At 43.2% G+C, this 16395-nt stretch carries 19 protein-coding genes; 5 read left to right on the forward strand and 14 right to left on the reverse strand.

What is annotated here, in order from left to right:
* Positions 1 to 226: 226 nt before the first annotated feature.
* Positions 227 to 1135, forward strand: a complete 909-nt coding sequence (gene cruF, locus A4S05_RS27305; protein WP_069072927.1) for a gamma-carotene 1'-hydroxylase CruF — start codon at positions 227 to 229, stop codon at positions 1133 to 1135.
* Between the two features lie 129 nt (positions 1136 to 1264).
* A complete protein-coding gene (gene cruG / locus A4S05_RS27310) occupies positions 1265 to 2491 on the forward strand; it encodes a 2'-O-glycosyltransferase CruG (protein WP_069072928.1) in 1227 nt (408 codons plus the stop codon).
* 66 nt (positions 2492 to 2557) lie between these two features.
* On the opposite strand, the gene rnhA is transcribed toward cruG, so the two are convergent.
* The 9 genes from rnhA to A4S05_RS27350 all read right to left on the reverse strand — a co-directional run bounded on the left by rnhA (position 2558) and on the right by A4S05_RS27350 (position 10881).
* The gene (gene rnhA, locus A4S05_RS27315; RefSeq protein ID WP_069072929.1) at positions 2558 to 3466 is read right to left on the reverse strand and encodes a ribonuclease HI; all 909 of its coding nucleotides are present in this window, start codon (positions 3464 to 3466) and stop codon (positions 2558 to 2560) included.
* Between the two features lie 71 nt (positions 3467 to 3537).
* Positions 3538 to 4743, reverse strand: coding sequence for a glutathione S-transferase family protein (locus tag A4S05_RS27320; RefSeq protein ID WP_069072930.1), 1206 nt, complete (start codon positions 4741 to 4743; stop codon positions 3538 to 3540).
* A gap of 375 nt (positions 4744 to 5118) precedes the next feature.
* The gene (locus tag A4S05_RS27325) at positions 5119 to 5769 is read right to left on the reverse strand and encodes a DUF938 domain-containing protein (RefSeq protein ID WP_069072931.1); all 651 of its coding nucleotides are present in this window, start codon (positions 5767 to 5769) and stop codon (positions 5119 to 5121) included.
* Positions 5770 to 5910: 141 nt separating this feature from the next.
* Complete coding sequence (locus tag A4S05_RS40660) at positions 5911 to 6081, reverse strand: hypothetical protein (RefSeq protein ID WP_256091194.1); 171 nt, start codon at positions 6079 to 6081, stop codon at positions 5911 to 5913.
* Entirely contained in the window at positions 6081 to 6824 is a 744-nt protein-coding gene (locus A4S05_RS27330; RefSeq protein ID WP_069072932.1) for a M50 family metallopeptidase, read from the reverse strand. Before A4S05_RS27330 ends, A4S05_RS40660 begins: the two co-directional genes overlap by 1 nt.
* Before the next feature lie 292 nt (positions 6825 to 7116).
* A complete protein-coding gene (locus tag A4S05_RS27335) occupies positions 7117 to 7998 on the reverse strand; it encodes an FHA domain-containing protein (RefSeq protein ID WP_069072933.1) in 882 nt (293 codons plus the stop codon).
* A 371-nt stretch (positions 7999 to 8369) separates the two neighbouring features.
* On the reverse strand, positions 8370 to 9092 hold the full coding sequence (gene pgl / locus A4S05_RS27340) for a 6-phosphogluconolactonase (protein ID WP_069072934.1): 723 nt from the start codon (positions 9090 to 9092) through the stop codon (positions 8370 to 8372).
* 273 nt (positions 9093 to 9365) lie between these two features.
* Positions 9366 to 10109, reverse strand: coding sequence for a ribonuclease PH (gene rph, locus A4S05_RS27345; RefSeq protein WP_069072935.1), 744 nt, complete (start codon positions 10107 to 10109; stop codon positions 9366 to 9368).
* Between the two features lie 148 nt (positions 10110 to 10257).
* A complete protein-coding gene (locus A4S05_RS27350) occupies positions 10258 to 10881 on the reverse strand; it encodes an adenylate kinase family protein (protein WP_069072936.1) in 624 nt (207 codons plus the stop codon).
* A 343-nt stretch (positions 10882 to 11224) separates the two neighbouring features.
* Here A4S05_RS27350 and A4S05_RS27355 point away from each other — a divergent pair, with 343 nt between their 5' ends.
* Together A4S05_RS27355 and dcd are read left to right on the forward strand one after the other, a co-directional pair.
* A complete protein-coding gene (locus A4S05_RS27355) occupies positions 11225 to 11761 on the forward strand; it encodes a P-loop NTPase family protein (RefSeq protein WP_069072937.1) in 537 nt (178 codons plus the stop codon).
* A gap of 94 nt (positions 11762 to 11855) precedes the next feature.
* Positions 11856 to 12407: a dCTP deaminase gene (gene dcd / locus A4S05_RS27360; protein WP_069072938.1), complete on the forward strand. Its 552-nt coding sequence runs from the start codon at positions 11856 to 11858 to the stop codon at positions 12405 to 12407.
* 12 nt (positions 12408 to 12419) lie between these two features.
* On the opposite strand, the gene A4S05_RS27365 is transcribed toward dcd, so the two are convergent.
* From A4S05_RS27365 to thyX, 5 genes are all read right to left on the reverse strand, one after another.
* Complete coding sequence (locus tag A4S05_RS27365) at positions 12420 to 13118, reverse strand: dCTP deaminase domain-containing protein (protein WP_069072939.1); 699 nt, start codon at positions 13116 to 13118, stop codon at positions 12420 to 12422.
* Between the two features lie 162 nt (positions 13119 to 13280).
* Positions 13281 to 13616 (reverse strand): XisI protein, encoded by a 336-nt coding sequence (locus tag A4S05_RS27370; protein ID WP_069072940.1) that lies wholly within the window; start codon positions 13614 to 13616, stop codon positions 13281 to 13283.
* A complete protein-coding gene (locus A4S05_RS27375; RefSeq protein ID WP_069072941.1) occupies positions 13604 to 14020 on the reverse strand; it encodes a XisH family protein in 417 nt (138 codons plus the stop codon). Before A4S05_RS27375 ends, A4S05_RS27370 begins: the two co-directional genes overlap by 13 nt.
* Before the next feature lie 181 nt (positions 14021 to 14201).
* On the reverse strand, positions 14202 to 15050 hold the full coding sequence (locus A4S05_RS27380; RefSeq protein ID WP_069072942.1) for an Rpn family recombination-promoting nuclease/putative transposase: 849 nt from the start codon (positions 15048 to 15050) through the stop codon (positions 14202 to 14204).
* A gap of 87 nt (positions 15051 to 15137) precedes the next feature.
* Entirely contained in the window at positions 15138 to 15860 is a 723-nt protein-coding gene (gene thyX / locus A4S05_RS27385; RefSeq protein ID WP_069072943.1) for an FAD-dependent thymidylate synthase, read from the reverse strand.
* Between the two features lie 196 nt (positions 15861 to 16056).
* On the opposite strand from thyX, the gene A4S05_RS27390 reads away from it, so the two are divergent.
* Entirely contained in the window at positions 16057 to 16272 is a 216-nt protein-coding gene (locus A4S05_RS27390; protein WP_069072944.1) for a chlorophyll a/b-binding protein, read from the forward strand.
* Positions 16273 to 16395 lie beyond the last annotated feature (123 nt).

The raw sequence follows: 16395 nt of genomic DNA on the forward strand, positions 1-16395 counted from the left end.
GAAGTTATTGGAGATGAAATTATGTAGATTTTGACTATATGGCTTAGACTAGTAAGTTTAACATCATATTTCTTATAGCTTCAATCAATAGGCTGTTATGCTGTTCCCAAGAAAGCCAAACAAGTTTGTCGAGAATTGCGGTACAAAGTAGTTAAATATGTTGTTAAACATTTGTAAACTGTTAGCAGCCGAGTAGCCGCGTGTCACATCTTGTTAAGGAATTATCATGAGACAACTTGTTATTGCTGAACGCGTATGCCTCATTGGTCATATCGTGTCAAAAGCCTTTGGACTGGTAGGGATGCTACTGGTAGTACCTAATGCCGAAATAATTTTCAACTTATCGCAGGTTGGAGAAACTGCCATACAGTTAAGTATGGCTGGTGGCGGTGTTGTTGATATTATCTTGGGGACGGTAGCTGTTTCTATTTATGCCTACCGAACCTTGGGATTAGGAAATTGGCTAGCATTTATGCTGCCTGCTGTGTTTATATCTTTGGGGAGTGAACTTCTGGGAACTAGCACAGGGTTTCCATTTGGTGATTATAGCTACTTAAGTGGCTTGGGTTATAAGATTGGCGGGCTAGTTCCTTTCACTATTCCTTTATCTTGGTTTTATGTTGGGCTGTCGTCTTACTTAATTGCTAGAACTGGCTTGAAAGTAGCTCAAAAACCCAGTTGGGGACGCCATATTGCTGCTATTGCCGTTGGTGCTTTGCTCTTTACTTGCTGGGACTTTGCTCTTGAGCCAGCTATGAGTCAATCTTCTTTGCCTTTCTGGTATTGGGAACAACCAGGAGCTTTCTTTGGGACACCATACCAGAATTATGCAGGTTGGTTTGGTACTAGTACACTGTTCATGAGTGTGGCAGGATTATTGTGGAGAAACGCTTCGATTAAATTAGAGCGATCGCAACTCAATCTGCCCTTAGTCGTTTATTTAACTAACTTTGCCTTCGCCGCCGGACTCAGCTTGGCAGCTGGATTCTCTATACCTGTATTGCTCGGTTTATTGCTAGGTGTAACTCCGGCTGTGGCGCTGTGGTTAAGGAGTTCAACCACACCCGCTCAAGTTACTGTTGAACCAGTAAGCAAAGAAGTATCAGTAGCAAAAGTTGAAGTTGCCTTGAAATAAGACGATAAATTAAGGAGTGGGGAGTGGGGGAGATGAGGGAGATGGGGAAGACAAGGGTAATAGTCAATGCCCCATGCCCCATGCCCTATGCCCCATTTCTAATGACCAATGACCAATGACCAATGACCAATGACCAATGACAACGCTTTGATAGTAGAAAGCGCTATCTCCCTTTTATTGCTACTTATCCAGTTACCAGCAACGGCAATTCTATTTTCGCGCCTGTTAAAGGGGCCAAGACGCCATCCTCCAATAGAACCCCAACAGCCGACACCGGAGCTTTTGGGTAAAGTTAGCGTCGTCGTTCCCACACTAAATGAGGCGCTTCGCATTAGCCCTCTGTTGGCTGGTTTAAGTCAGCAAAGCTATGAAGTTCGAGAAATTATGGTTGTAGATAGCAAGTCTAGTGATGGTACTCCCGACTTGGTAAAAGCCTCACAGCAGAAAGATCCGCGCTTTCGCATCATGACAGATGATCCCTTACCCGATGGTTGGGTAGGGCGTCCTTGGGCGTTGCATAACGGTTTTCTATATAGCTCAGAGGCTAGTCAGTGGTTTCTGGGGCTAGATGCTGATATCCAACCACATCCTGGTTTAGTGGCTGGTTTGGTGAAGACGGCTGAAGCACAAGGCTATGACTTGGTTTCCCTTTCACCCCAGTTCATTCTCAAATATCCAGGAGAATGCTGGCTACAACCCGCTTTGTTGATGACTCTGCTTTACCGATTTGACCCAGCGGGGATTAATGCAGAGCAGCCAGAACGGGTTATGGCTAATGGGCAGTGCTTTTTGTGTCGTCGCTCCGTTCTTGCTGCTGTGGGTGGTTATAGCAGTGCGAGGAGTTCTTTTTGTGATGATGTCACGTTAGCACGGAATATTGCTATCCAAGGGTATAAAGTGGGCTTTTTAGATGGCGCAAAGGTGTTGAAAGTACGGATGTATGAAGGGGCGATGGAGACGTGGAAGGAATGGGGGCGCAGTCTCGATCTCAAAGATGCAACTTCTCGTTCTCAGTTGTGGGGAGATTTATGGCTACTTACATCTGTTCAAGGTCTACCTCTTTTAATTGTCCTCACTTACCTGTTGATTTCTTCCCTACTCTCACACTTGCTACAGACGGGATTAATCGCGTCTCTACCCATCCCTACACTTCTCCTGCTGGGACTGAATTTATTCCTGCTGGTGATTCGCTTTGCTATGCTGATAGCGATCGCACCTTCTTATGATCGCACAAACGCTAAAGGCGGCTGGTTATTCTGGCTTTCCCCTTTAGCCGATCCCTTAGCTGTGCTACGAATCTTCTTATCTGCGTTCCGCACCCCCCGCGAGTGGCGAGGACGCAAGTATAGTGGTTAGTGATGAGTGCTGAGTGAGGACTTAGAAATAAAATTCCCCATTCCCCACTCCCCACTCCCCATTCCCTTAATCCTCTTCACCTCCTACTTGATCCCCACGTTCCAATTCCCAAAGAATTTGATTTCCTTCACGACGTACCCGTGACACTATCCAGTTTCGCCAACGCCATTGATCTCCACGACTAGTGACAGCGCTAGCGTGGACATCCATCAAGTCTGCTAACTCAGAACTGGTGATTAAGTAGCCTTTTTCAGAAATTTCATCAGCAATACGCAGAGTTTCGACCAAGCTGCGGAGTTGCGAAACCCTCATTTCTGGCGGTTTTTCATCTGTTGCGGCCGTAGTTGGGCCAGTTGATGGTTCCATAACGGTTATTTCTGGTGCAGAAGTACTGATTTCTTGCGGACTTTGGTTAGTTATTCTAGAGTTTTTTTCATAATCAGCTACTTTTGCTACATTTAGTTCATTTTGGGAAGGTAAAGATTTGTAAATATTTTTGGAAGATAATTGTTGCAGAGAAGGGGTTTTGCCGCTGGCGTATGTGCGAGCGATCACATCACAACGTTCGTTACCTATGTTACCAGAATGTCCTCGGACGTGTTGCCATTTTACCTGTTGGGTATTGAGTTCATCCAAAATTTCTAAAAGGTCTTGGTTTTGGACTGGTTTACCATCTGATTTTTTCCAGCCTTTCATTTTCCAGCCTTTCACCCACTTGGTAACGCAGTTAATCAGGTATTCGCTATCGGTATGCAGGGTGATGGGTTGGGCTTGTTCAGATGTTTGCAAAAATTGGAGGGCTGCGATCGCAGCTTGCATCTCCATTTTATTATTAGTGGTATGAGGGGATGCATCGCCCATTTCGTGGATTGAACCATCGCTGAAGTAGACAACAACACCCCAGCCGCCAGGGCCAGGATTGCCGGTGCAAGCACCATCGGTGTATATGCTTTGAATTGTGGGTTGGGTGGACATGGTTAGGGTATCAAACCGCGAAGGACGCTAAGGCAAGAGTTATTAGCGGCGAATTTTTTTAACAGTATATTTTACTTGATGGCAAAGTTAGACGGGTCTTGATCTCGTCGATGCTTAGTGGGAATGGGGGCTGGCTGCCCATCACCCGCAAGGGCTGCGGTTTTCTCCAAAGATTCCCTCAATCGCTTGGCTGCGTAGATAGACATGTCTCGTGGTACATTAATGCGATCGCGCAAATATCGGAGAGCGACATCAGATCCCGATGGAGGTACACAGTCTTCACCTGTCATCATGTGTGTTAAAGCACAACGTAGCGCTTGATCAAACAATTTATCATCTAAGGGGTTGACTCGGATAATATTGATGCGGTGTTCGATAGTTCGTTGAAGAGCTTCCATACGAGAATTTTCGGGTTCTGGATAAGCAACATCTGGTAGCCCAAACCAGGGGCCGTTATCCACCCGCGCTTTATTGATAAGCATCTGGGGTTCGCTGTTTTCCCAACAGCCCCCCATCTGAGGCGGCAAATCATGTACGTGGGTGTGAAAGTCGCTTTGGGTACCGCAGTAGGTAGGTCGGCTTTCCATTGCGGCAAACCATGCGCTCAAGCGAGGGTTTTCCTCTCGTAGGGAGTAGCCCTTGTAGTAGTAAAGGCTCGCATTCATCCGTTCGACATAAGGTGTAAAAATGACATCGACGATGCCGAAGCTATCTAGAAAGTAAGGGCTTGGGGTGCGACCCAGAGCCTCCTCGACCTGAGCCACCACTCCGATAAATTGTTCTCGGTTGCGTTGTTCTTGTTGAGAGGAACCGACTCTAGAACACAGCCAAGTGCACCAGGCTCTAAATAAAAGTCGTTCTAATTGACGTAGAGGAAGCACCATGCGGTCTTCCATCCCTTGGTTCAATGGATCAAATACCTTTTCCAAAGCGATCAAAATGTCATCGCTTTCCTTAATAATCCGTCCATCTAGCTCGATCGCGGGGAGCATTCCTGATGGTACTTTACGTTTGTACCAACTTTCTTTCTCCCCATAGCAAAACATTGTCACTTTTTCGATCCGATAGGGGATTTGTTTTTCCTCTAGCCATAACCAAACTTTTTGACAGTAAGGACACCAAGCGTGGTTATCGCGATACAGCGTTACCCGCACATCAGATTCGGACTGACCAAACAAGCGCAACCTGGCTTTAGCGTTGGTGAGACCATTAACCGTATCTATTTGATAGTCCGTGAGGGTTTCTAGTTCTTCCCAGCTTAAGGGTGCGGTAGTCATAGGGTGAGTTGCGTAGGGCAATACTTAGGACAATTCTGTACTCTACAATATTTTCAATTACAACAAGGCTTAATTTAACCGATAGGTTCGCCCATCACTGAAAATATTTTCACCATCCATAATTACCTTTATTCCCAATACTTGTCGGTTAAGGGGAAAAGGGGAAGGGGAAAGGGGAAAGAAAAAACCTTTAACCTTTACCCTTTAACCTTTTCCCTAAACCAAATTCCGAGTTAAAAATCCTTAACCGAGCAGTATTGCCTTTATTCCTTCTTCCCAGTCCCCAATCCCCAGTCCCTTACCTCTACGAGTGATTCAGAAATCAAAGACGCTCGTTCGCGTAGCGTGTCGTAGACAAGACTCGCTACCGCTTCGCTATCGGATTGCTGTAGAACGTTGAAACACTACTGAAAGATTATTTGCTGGCATTTGGTAAATCTGTTTCAAGGTGAGATTTTGTGCGCTAGCTACTGCTACAACATCATCCAAGTTACGTACACCCCACTCTGGGTTTTCGGCACGTAAATATTCGTCAAAAGCTGTATTACTTGCTGCTTCTAGTTTTCCACTTTGTTTGAAGGGGCCATACAAATAGAGGATACCTCCTGTTTTTAAGATACGACCGGCTCCTGCCATTAACCCCAAACAGGCTGACCAAGGTGAAATGTGAATCATATTGATGTTGACGATCGCAACAATTGGCTTCTTAGAGAGCCAATCAAATGAACTATTCTCCACTACCCAAACTGGTTCTCTGACATCAAGATGTTGCGGTGGATAAACGTTATCACATACATTGTGTTCAGTCCATGCAATAATGCTAGCTCTTGATTGTGGATTTGCATCTGTTGGCAGCCACAAACAATCCCTGAGCCTGGAAGCAAAAAAGACTGCGTGTTCACCAGTTCCACTTGCTATCTCTAAAATAGTGCCACTCTCCGGCAACACTTGTAAAAGTACTTCTAAAATTGGTTCGCGGTTACGCTCGGTTGCTGGTGCGTATTGTCGTGCGTCTTGCGGTATCATCTTTAGATTAATTTGTGAATTATCTGATCGAATTAAGCTTCTACTTGAGCCAGGAAAGTGCTATGGGGAACCTGTAGCGATCGCGATCCAAAAAAACTCGGAACAATAAAGTTCATCAGTAGTAACAACAAGGTTAGTGAACTACCCACACTGACCTGACGGTACAGTGTGGGCTTCCTGTCCAGCAGAAAGCGCAGTAGTAGATTTCTTGCGTCCTCTATTACTCCGACTTACATCTGGGCGACAGGCTTTATCCCCCATTCCAGAGCTAAAATTAAGAAATTCCCACTTTTGATGATGCCTCTTACTCATTACTCCGAACGATAGGCAACGCGGAGACTTTGGACTAAAATCACCAGAGATGCGATCGCCATCAACCCGCCCCAAAACCAGTAAGGTAAAAGCAAATACCTCTGCATTTGCGCTGTATCAGAGAGTCCAAGGGAACCAGCAGAACTACTAAATAGATAATTAAGTTGATGGAAGGTACTCACACAAGCTTGTACACCCAAAAATTGAATAGCAAATCCTTGTGCCCAACGAGGTGCTTTCAGGGCGATACCCAAGATTATTAAACCCAACAAAGGAATTGCTACCAATCCAAACCAGGAACGTACCCAAATTAAGGTGGAAAATAGCAAAAAACCGCCTAAAATTTTCAAACTCAAAGAAGCTGCTCTAAAACTGCGGGAAGCCAGAATCAAAGCTGCACCGGCAAGAGGCGGCCCCATTGGCCCTGCGGCTGCGATCAATGCCAGACCAATTGGCCCCAATGACGATCGGATGCTATAAGTTGCAACACCGGAACCATTGCTAAAAATCTCTAATTGCCGGAACTGTCCCCCTAATAGGAGTGCCATTAAGCCGTGACCCATTTCATGAAACCAAGTTGCCAGAATTGTAAACGGGTATAAGATATAATCTCCTCCTGGTACTTGCCACAGTAAAGCAGTTGCGATCGCTGCTGCAATTAGCCAGGTTAGCCCCATACGTTCAACAACTGGCGGGGCTTCTTTGGTGAGCAAGGTTTCAAAATTTTTACTTGGTTCCCTCATAGGTCACTCAATTTTGGATTTTGGATTTTGGATTTTAGATTTTCTGAAAAATTCACAATCTAAAATTGGCAGTGTATTTTCATCCATCCTAGTGTAATTATTAAGGTAATGGAGTTGCTGGGCAATGCAACAATTCGCACCTCGAAGCGACGGCTGTGAACTATGGCGCTATCAAAAACAACATAGTTATCCGTCGCTTGTCCGATGCGGTTTATTTGTAGATCCTCCCAAAGGGATACCGGAGGGTGGGCAGAAAATGCTTAGACTGATGTCACAATTGATCAAGAATCAGTTAAGCAAGTTGAAAGAGGAATGTCATTAAGTCTCCTTTACCCAAGCTGATGCGATCGCCTGGTCGCAAGCGATGACGGTTTCCTGGTAAAAGTGGCAAATTATTAATGTAAGTACCATTAGAACTTCCCACATCCTCTACATAATGAGCATCTCCCTCAACGCGAATATCTGCATGAATCCGCGAGACAATTTCTGAATTGGGAAATCCTGAAACATCTATATCTGGGGGAATCCGGTCATTGGACTTGCCAATATGAATTACAGAGAGATTTTGCGGCAATTCAATTAGCAAATCGCTTTGAACGTGGATTAACTTCGCTGTAACCTGCTGCAATTGCGTTCTGGCAGCAGTTACAGTTGGTGCTGGTGCTGCTGGCGCGGGTACTTCGGCTTCAGGGGCAGGCGCTGGTTCTAAGGGTGGTGGAGTAGGAATACTTTGTATAGAGACTACAGGTTGAGCTGCAACGGTTTGTGCCAGTTCTGGAGGGCTACTGTTTGAAACAGATACCTGTGGCGCTGGTTCTGGGGGAACTGCCACCTCTGTTGGTGGTAAAGATGAGCTAGGAGGATGGGAGTTAGTAGAACCGCTTATTCCCAAGGAATCTGGTTGCAAAAGTTCTAACAGTGGATCTGGTGGAACTAACGCTGGCACTTCCACAGGAACATCGGGAGTAACTGTTGTAGCTACTGTTGCGGGATGAACGTGTGGAACTCCTGCTGAATGAAGGTTATAGCCACACTGACCACAGAATGCGGCATCTGCTTGCACAGTTGCCCCACAACTGGGACAGTTAGTAGTTGCGGGTAACGGTGTATAGCAAGCTTCACACTGGACAGCGCCATCAGGGTTGGGATGATTGCAATTAGGGCAGACGATCATCGATATTTAGCCTTTGTTCAAGATCATCATAGATATAAGTAGTAATCTGTCAAGTTTAAATTGATGGGTAAGCAAGTTCGTAGTAAGGACTTTAGTCCTTATTTTCTAAGCACAAAGTGTGCTTACTACAAACCCTCAAAATTAGCTTGACAAAGTAGTAGGACTGGCAAGCAGAAGGCGGCCCTAGTTTTAGATTCTAGCAATTACTGCTGATAGAACGATGAATTGGATACGGGAAGCAGGGAAGCAAAGGAGTAGGGGAGCAGGGGAGTAGGGGAGTAGGGGGAAGTTGCAGTAAGTTTTTCCCCTCTGCCCCTCTGCCCCTCTGCCTCTTTCCCATGCCCCATGCCCCATGCCCAATTCCCCATTATTCAATGTTGGAGTTCCAAACCTGCTGCCGCATCTAGCAGCCACCAAAGTTCACCTTGGGGCTGAATTAAGCGGGATGGGTAAGTGAAGTCATCGGCTACAGGTGCAAAGACTTGCGCTAAAGCTGGTCGTTTATTAGCACCAGCAACCAGAAAAATCACGCTACGAGCAGAGTTGATGAAGGGGTATGTGAAACTTATTCTGGGGTTTCCGTCTTTGTTACCCACAGTCACGAGGCGATCGCGTACTTTAAGAGCCTCTGTATGGGGAAACAAAGATGCAGTATGTGCATCATCACCCATTCCTAGTAATACTACATCCAACGCGGGGAACTCAACCCCAGAAGAATTGAAAAATTCTTTGAGATGTTTTTCATACTTACCAGCAGCCAGTTCTGGATTGGCTTCTAAAGTTGGTACGGGGTGAATGTTAGCCGCTGGGATATCAACACGATCTAGCCACGCACGACGCGTCATTAGCTCATTGCTATCGGGATGATCTGGTGGTACATAACGCTCATCCCCCCAGAATATATGAATTTTATCCCAAGGTAGTTTTTGAGTAGCGATCGCTTCGTATAACGGTTTAGGTGTACTACCACCAGACAAGGCAATGGTAAATCGCCCACGCTCCTCAATGGCAGTTTCTAATTTGGAAAGAATTAATTTTAGCGCTCGTGCAACCAGCGCTGGCTGATCCGGTAGAACTTCAACGGTTTTGTTCATGGCTTCATCATCATATTGCTGGCTTCTGGCAATACAATACCGAACTTATTACAATCCTCCTTTTTAACTTTTGAAACATTTAACATCACAGATTAGGTAGGCTGGAAAAATCTAGACACTCCTTATCACCTTCAATGACAAGTTGTCAGTAGTCAGTCGCACTAACTACTAACTATTCTCATGATTATTTTTATTTACATCCAGTTACTTGATACTTTGTTGATTAACACGATCAAGGATGCATTTATTAATTTTTATTAAAAATTAATAAAACTAATTAATCACAAACAATGCTTCCGAGTTAGCGATCGCTTCACGTTGGGCAATTAACAATTCCTGAATTCCTTTTTGGGCGACATCTAGCAATTGATCCAACTGAGTGCGGCTAAAGCTTCCTTCTTCGGCTGTTCCTTGGACTTCAATTATTCCCAAATGTTGATTCATCACCACATTAAAATCTACGGTTGCAGCCACATCTTCGATATAATTCATATCCAAAAATGGCTCTCCCTCCAGTAATCCTACGGAAACTGCTGCTACCTGTCCACATAAAGGCGATCGCTCCAACACGCCCTCTTGCAATAATTTAGAAACTGCATGAGCCAATGCCACAAATGAGCCTGTAATGGCTGTTGTCCGGGTTCCAGCGTCGGCTTGCAACACATCGGCATCCACAGTCAACGTGTGTTCTCCCAGTGCATCAAAATCCACTGCTGCACGTAAGCTGCGTCCAATTAGACGTTGAATTTCTTGTGTCCGTCCAGATAACTTCAATAGTTCCCTTTCTTGGCGTTTTTGGGTAGCAGATGGTAGCATTCGGTACTCAGCAGTTAACCAGCCTTTACCAGTTCCTTCGAGAAACTTCGGAACTCCCTTATTAACGCTAACGGTACAAAGTACCTGAGTATCACCACATCTTGCGAGGACAGAACCGGGGGCAAAGCGGGTGAAATTAGGGTAAAAGCTGATCGGACGTAGTTCGTAGGGAAGACGGCCATCAGGACGCTGCCAAGCCATTGGATTTGCCTCAAGTTTTACAATACTGCCTTAAGATTACCTTAGTGTTGTAAGTGGGCATTGGGCATTGGGCATGGGGCATTGGGCATTGGGAAGAATTTTTCCTAACTCCTAACTCCTAACTCTCAACTCCCCCACTCAGCACTCTTCAAGGAATTGAAAGTAGAGTCAAAATATTTTGCTGCACCATCTCTGGTGATTGGTCGCCGTTGATGGTCAACAAGCAGCGACGACGATCGTAATATTCTAGGATGGGAATGGTGCGATCGTAGAATAATTCTACACGGCGCTGCACGATTTCTGGTTGGTCATCTGGTAGCGATCGCCCCAAAGATCGACTAACCATTACTGCTTCTGGAACTTGGAGATAAATTGCCCAGTCTAGCTTTTGCCCTAAATCATCTAATAAAAAATCTAATTCTTCAGCTTGGAAGGCAGTACGGGGATAGCCTTCTAACACCCAATCGCAGTGAATATCTGGTTGTCTGAGGCGAATTCTGATCAATTCAATGATCATTTCGTCTGGAACTAACTCCCCTTTTTGCATATAGGGGCGTGCGTGATATCCTAGTTCACTCAGGCTAGCGTAAACCGAAAGAGAAGTCCGGGGATCGGCTTCCAACCATCGAAATTCTGGCAGGGGTTGATCGCCAGATATTGCTTCCCGTAAAATCTCACCTGTAGAAATCAGAGGAATCTCAAAGTATCTGCAAAGCCTTTGTGCTTGAGTGCTTTTCCCCGATCCTGAACCTCCCAGAATCACCAATCTCACAACAATTTACTCCTCATCCTGTCAAATTCACTACTTGCTAAGTCTGTTTTGCCCAAACAACCAGGAAATCTAACATTTAGCGCTTTTCAGACTTATGCCCAGCTTTTTGAAATAATTGGAACTGTAACTCTTATGTTTTCATTTTTACAAGTACTTTCAGAGGAAAGACAAAAATTTACATCAAAACAACTCTTGACTTCAACACAAACGTAGTGATTGACTAAGAATGCAATTTGCCAAATCCACCATGCCTCTGAAAAACAAATTGATTATACAGATAGATTTGCAATAATTCGCGTCAGCAATAACTCTTAACATATTGTATTTTTTTAAACTTAACCTTATGGTTGCCCAACTAGAAACTCAAAGTATCAATTCAACCTTGACCCTACCATATCCAGTTGAAGGGCTAGTGCAAGTTTTTACTAGCTCCCATCGCAATTTTTTTACGAGCGTCATGGCTCAATCACTGAGAATAGCTGGACAAGGAACGCCAGTGTTAATAGTGCAGTTCCTCAAAGGAGGTATTCGCCAAGGACAGGAAAGACCCATACAATTAGGACAAAATTTAGATTGGATTCGGTGTGATTTGCCTCGTTGTATCGATACACCACATCTTGATGATACGGAAAACAAAGCCTTACAAAAGCTGTGGCAGTATACACAACAAGTAGTGTGTGAGAGTAAGTATTCTCTCGTAGTGTTAGATGAGTTAAGTTTAGCGATTAACTTTGGTTTAATTCCTGAAACGGAGGTTTTAGCGTTTCTGGCAAAACGCCCTCCCCACGTCGATATCATTCTCACAGGGCCAGAGATGCCAAAATCTCTCTTAGATGTGGCAGATCAAATTACAGAAATCCGCCGGAGTTATCGACCTTGAAACATAAATACTCAGTTCGTGCTAACATATCAAGTCTGTTTAAATTAATGTTAGTAGCGAACTTGTGATTAAGAACGATATCTGGATTACTGAAATGGCTCAACAGGGTTTGATTTCACCCTTTGAGCCAAGTTTAATACGTCACCTTGAGAATTTACCTGTGATTTCATTTGGTCTTAGCAGCTTTGGCTATGACATCAGGCTATCACCAGATGATTTTCGCATTTTTAGGCATATTCCAGGCACTGTAGTAGATCCTAAGAATTTTAATCCTGAAAACTTAGAGCGAACAGAACTCCATACAGATATTAATGGCAAATACTTCATTCTGCCTGCCCACTCTTATGGACTTGGGGTTGCCCTTGAAAGGCTGGAAATACCAGATAATATTACAGTAATTTGTATAGGTAAAAGTACTTATGCTCGTTGTGGAATAATTGCAAATGTAACTCCAGCGGAAGCTGCTTGGCGTGGTTACTTGACACTAGAGTTATCCAACGCTTCTAGTGCTGACTGCCGCATTTACGCCAGTGAAGGAATAGTACAGTTGATGTTTTTGGAAGGAGAACCATGTGCTGTAAATTATGAAGCACGCCAGGGTAAGTATCAAGACCAGCTAAAGGGTGTAACTCTAGCTAAGGTTTAAACGTCAAAAGAATTATTTAATTTTCTCTCTGCTTTCTTTAGGAAGTGTCTGTATTTCCTGTTTACCTAAAGGCTGTACAATTTGAACTATTGTTAAAACTATAGTTGCAACAGTTAAGATAATGGTAAAGTAGGTCTGATTTGTCTCAATAAAATCTCTAACTCTACTTAATAAATCCTTTCTAGAGTTTCCGGCAATTTTTTTAGCGTCTTTTGTATAAGGAATAACTCCTTCCCTGACATCAAGTACATAGAGCGTACAAAAATCTTGTCCTTTCTTAAGCTGAACTGTTCTTTTGCCTAAATTGAAAACTGTGATAGAAAGTTTTCCTTCATATCCAGGGTCTATCTTTGATGAGGTGTTAGATAACCCATCTTGCAGAAGAGATACTTTTGGAACTACATGGCCAAATCTAGATTTGGGAAATTGAACTGATTCAACTGTCTCAATAATGACGGCAGAACCTGGTTGAAGAGATATTGTGCCATTCTCCAACAGATCAGTTTTACCGGAGTCTCTATGATCTCTGTATTCATCACCAACTCTTAAATCATAGCTGGCATTGCTAGACTTCGTATTATGAATTTGTTTGATATTGAGATTCTGTATAAAAATTACATCTCCTTCAAGACCACCAGCTCTCTCGTACTCTTCCCTGGTCTCTACTACTGTTCTATTACTACCATCCAATATAAATGGGATAACACTCATTGTTTTGCTACTTGTGAAATAGTGTAATTTATTATACTCTATTCCATTTCATAGATACTCAATTATTTAAGGTGCTAATTTTACCTTACCTAGATGCTGCTTTTCATACCATTGCGCGATCGCTCTAAATCATACCCAAAAATCGGAGTGCGATCGCTTACTTTATCCCACTGCAAATTCTGTCAGCTTTCGCATATAAGGAGGTTGATAAGCCAGCACGATATCCTGCTTTGGAATACCATACTCCACTAATTCATTAGCCACGCCAATCTCAGTCCCATCATACTGAATCCAAATCTTATGATCTCGAATATCTAGATGAATTAAACAGCCATAAACCCGATGCCGATTTTCCCAACCCGTATTCACAACTTGATAATGATCCTGTTGTAAATCAAAAATAGTTTGTCGTTCGATTTCACCATAGGCAGGTTTAATCTGAGCATGACTTGTCAAAACTTGCTGGATGATTTGTCTATACTCCGCTAGTTTATCCATTGTACAATTACCTCATTTTCCGGGTCAAATACTAGCAGTTTCAATTGATATTCGTGGATACTCATCTGTGGCAATTGCCGTGAGAAAAAATCTTCATAAGTTGCTAGCGGAATTGCTAAATAGAGAACTCGCTCTGGCTCTTTTAGTTTTAGCGCTACTCGATAATTTAAACATTGTCCTAAAGCTGTATGAAACTCAGAAATCGCAGAGGGAGCAACAAAACTCTTGATTTCTACAGCAATTCGTTCGTCTTGCTTTTGGGCAGCAATTAACCGTTCTGCACCCAGATCAATTTGTAATTGTCCATCTGCTAAATCAATAGATAGTGGATCGTGTGTAATTGTCCAGCCATCTTTTTGCAAAGCCAGTCTAACTAAATTATGGAAAATATCTCTTGCAGACATTCCTTAAAATTTAAAGTGTAATAACTCGAAAATTTTGCTGATATAGTAAGCCCTTGTCTGACGTAACGAACACAGGAGTGCTACTCATAATATCTGGGTCAGAGGAAATAATTCGGCGATCGCATAGAACTTTTTGAATATCCATCGTCTTGCAAATGTCTATATGAGATAGTCTAAACTTTCATCGCGTTTCTAGCCAAACCTGTAAATCGGCCAAGCTAGTAAAATCTAACAGTGCTTCACTCAAATCTTCTAGAACAGCTAAAGGTAAACCAGAAATTGAGGAGCGTATTTCTTGAGAAAGTTCCCCAAATCGCTTTGTCAATTGCCGGAGAATAAGATTAGCTGTTGCTTCTTCCCGTCCTTCCTCCCGTCCTTCTTCCTTGATTTCTCGGTAAACTCGCGTTTCCTTAAGTGTGATTCCTAACATAGACTCTACCTCCGCTTGAGTTAATTGTTCAAATCGGTACACCATGATCGTCGTTATTAATTCAATTATGGCGCGACTCGATGGTGATACCACTTCTTGAGTAGTTCTTGTTAATAAATACCTTGCTTCTTCTGGTGCTTGTTCTTCATCCACTGTAGTTAATACCATCAGCGCCACCCATATAGGTAACTGACGAATATCCCCTAATTCATCTAAATACACCCGATGTATTTGTTCGCCGTTCAGCAATGAGCGATGAGGATGAATATTGCTTTGCTCAATACTGCGTGACGGGTAAATTATCACTGCTTGCCAGTCGCTAAATCTGGCATAGTTGCGGTAGAAATATAACGAAGATTCAGCCCATACTCTTTCATAAAGTTGTTCATCTTTCTGGAACTGCACCTCACAAAAATATACAACTCCAGCACCATCGGTTTCCGGTGGTAGAAATACTCCATCAATTTCAAATTTCGGCTCTTTGACGGCGACTGAATCAAAACGATAACTATCTGCATTATTTGGAGGATTGCTCAATAGCTCAAATAGCAGAGTTGGAGACTGTTGAAACAGTTTGTAAAATATTGAGTCTCGACGCATGAAAGCATTTTACAAATTTTTTATAAGAAGAATTCAGAACTCAAAAGTCAGAATTGAGAATTCAGTATGAATTGCCCCAAAATATGATTATGGTGCTAATCTCGCTTTACCTAGACGCTGCTTTTCATACCATTGTGCGATCGCAGGTGCCCAATCTTCAAAATGAGGCCACATCATTTCACACAACTTTTGAATTTCCAGTTGAGCATCTTTCTTATTTCTCAGATCACAAAAATGCAAGAAAGACCTTAAATTAAAACTAACTACAAAATGCTGGCGATAATCAAAAGGCACTTTACCTCTTGCGTGTTCTTCAGACATTCCAGCCTCAAAATCAGCTTTATATCGTTTAGCTGCTTCTAGACACCACTCCAAGTCTGCTGCTCGTTGCTCTGGCGAATAATAGTATTTTTTACCTTGTCTATCAGTGTAATAACCAACGGGACGTAGGTAAAAAACATCTTCTATGTCTTTCTTGCCTTCTACTACATCAATAAATTGGTTGCCTGTATATCTAAAAGATTGGACATCGAATGATACGCCTACACGATGAGTACGAGCTTGCTGCATCACATTATGGGGAAAGTAACCACAGTTGAAAACAATCTGGGGATGCTCTAAAGGCCCGTAGTGTCCCCTCTCACCCGCTAAAAGTCGCTTAACAATAACTTCGCCGCTTTGTGACTCCGAGGGCCAGGAGTCGCGCTCATCAAACACGAACCCATCAGTATAGTCCTGGTGCATCGCGGCATAAATCACCTGCTGCGGGTTTGGTGTTTTGGCAATAACCTCTACTCGAAATCGATGCATTAGCTTATCGGGAACGGATTTGTGAATGAAAGTGCTTACGCAGAAGGAGCGGAGCCTGTTCGTTAGACATGGCTTTGAACTCGATCCACTATCATATCTCTGGCTTGGATTTCTACTTGAGCAGATTCAGATACTTTACAAATATTAATAAGTTTGTTACAGTTATTTACATAAGAGAAAAACAAAGGAAAATAAAATGCGTACAAACACTGCTATAATTGACGACCAAGGCAAACTGAACAACTTTGCGATCGAGCCAAGAGTTTATGTAGATGAGCAAGGCGATCGCACTGGCTTCACTCCTTATGCAGAAATGCTCAACGGTCGTTTAGCAATGATTGGTTTTGTTTCTCTAATAGCATTAGAAGTATTTACCGGACACGGTATCATCGGTGTTTTGGCAAGCCTGTAAAAACTAATTTTTATAATTTAATTCTCAACAAATGTAAGAGACGGTAAATTTACCGTCTCTTAATTTTATGTAAAACTTAGTGGTAGAGTGAAAATATACTGATAGCCAAAGCAGTTATCAGCG

Origin of the sequence: Nostoc sp. KVJ20 (genome assembly GCF_001712795.1) — a bacterium.
GTDB lineage: Bacteria > Cyanobacteriota > Cyanobacteriia > Cyanobacteriales > Nostocaceae > Nostoc.

What these genes read in the sequence shown, in the direction of transcription:
- cruF (WP_069072927.1), top strand. Translation starts at nt 227, where the DNA reads ATGAGACAACTTGTTATTGCTGAACGCGTATGCCTCATTGGTCATATC.
- cruG (WP_069072928.1), top strand. Translation starts at nt 1,265, where the DNA reads ATGACCAATGACAACGCTTTGATAGTAGAAAGCGCTATCTCCCTTTTA.
- rnhA (WP_069072929.1), bottom strand. Translation starts at nt 3,466, where the DNA reads ATGTCCACCCAACCCACAATTCAAAGCATATACACCGATGGTGCTTGC.
- A4S05_RS27320 (WP_069072930.1), bottom strand. Translation starts at nt 4,743, where the DNA reads ATGACTACCGCACCCTTAAGCTGGGAAGAACTAGAAACCCTCACGGAC.
- A4S05_RS27325 (WP_069072931.1), bottom strand. Translation starts at nt 5,769, where the DNA reads ATGATACCGCAAGACGCACGACAATACGCACCAGCAACCGAGCGTAAC.
- A4S05_RS40660 (WP_256091194.1), bottom strand. Translation starts at nt 6,081, where the DNA reads ATGAGTAAGAGGCATCATCAAAAGTGGGAATTTCTTAATTTTAGCTCT.
- A4S05_RS27330 (WP_069072932.1), bottom strand. Translation starts at nt 6,824, where the DNA reads ATGAGGGAACCAAGTAAAAATTTTGAAACCTTGCTCACCAAAGAAGCC.
- A4S05_RS27335 (WP_069072933.1), bottom strand. Translation starts at nt 7,998, where the DNA reads ATGATCGTCTGCCCTAATTGCAATCATCCCAACCCTGATGGCGCTGTC.
- pgl (WP_069072934.1), bottom strand. Translation starts at nt 9,092, where the DNA reads ATGAACAAAACCGTTGAAGTTCTACCGGATCAGCCAGCGCTGGTTGCA.
- rph (WP_069072935.1), bottom strand. Translation starts at nt 10,109, where the DNA reads ATGGCTTGGCAGCGTCCTGATGGCCGTCTTCCCTACGAACTACGTCCG.
- A4S05_RS27355 (WP_069072937.1), top strand. Translation starts at nt 11,225, where the DNA reads ATGGTTGCCCAACTAGAAACTCAAAGTATCAATTCAACCTTGACCCTA.
- dcd (WP_069072938.1), top strand. Translation starts at nt 11,856, where the DNA reads ATGGCTCAACAGGGTTTGATTTCACCCTTTGAGCCAAGTTTAATACGT.
- A4S05_RS27365 (WP_069072939.1), bottom strand. Translation starts at nt 13,118, where the DNA reads ATGAGTGTTATCCCATTTATATTGGATGGTAGTAATAGAACAGTAGTA.
- A4S05_RS27370 (WP_069072940.1), bottom strand. Translation starts at nt 13,616, where the DNA reads ATGGATAAACTAGCGGAGTATAGACAAATCATCCAGCAAGTTTTGACA.
- A4S05_RS27375 (WP_069072941.1), bottom strand. Translation starts at nt 14,020, where the DNA reads ATGTCTGCAAGAGATATTTTCCATAATTTAGTTAGACTGGCTTTGCAA.
- A4S05_RS27380 (WP_069072942.1), bottom strand. Translation starts at nt 15,050, where the DNA reads ATGCGTCGAGACTCAATATTTTACAAACTGTTTCAACAGTCTCCAACT.
- thyX (WP_069072943.1), bottom strand. Translation starts at nt 15,860, where the DNA reads ATGCATCGATTTCGAGTAGAGGTTATTGCCAAAACACCAAACCCGCAG.
- A4S05_RS27390 (WP_069072944.1), top strand. Translation starts at nt 16,057, where the DNA reads ATGCGTACAAACACTGCTATAATTGACGACCAAGGCAAACTGAACAAC.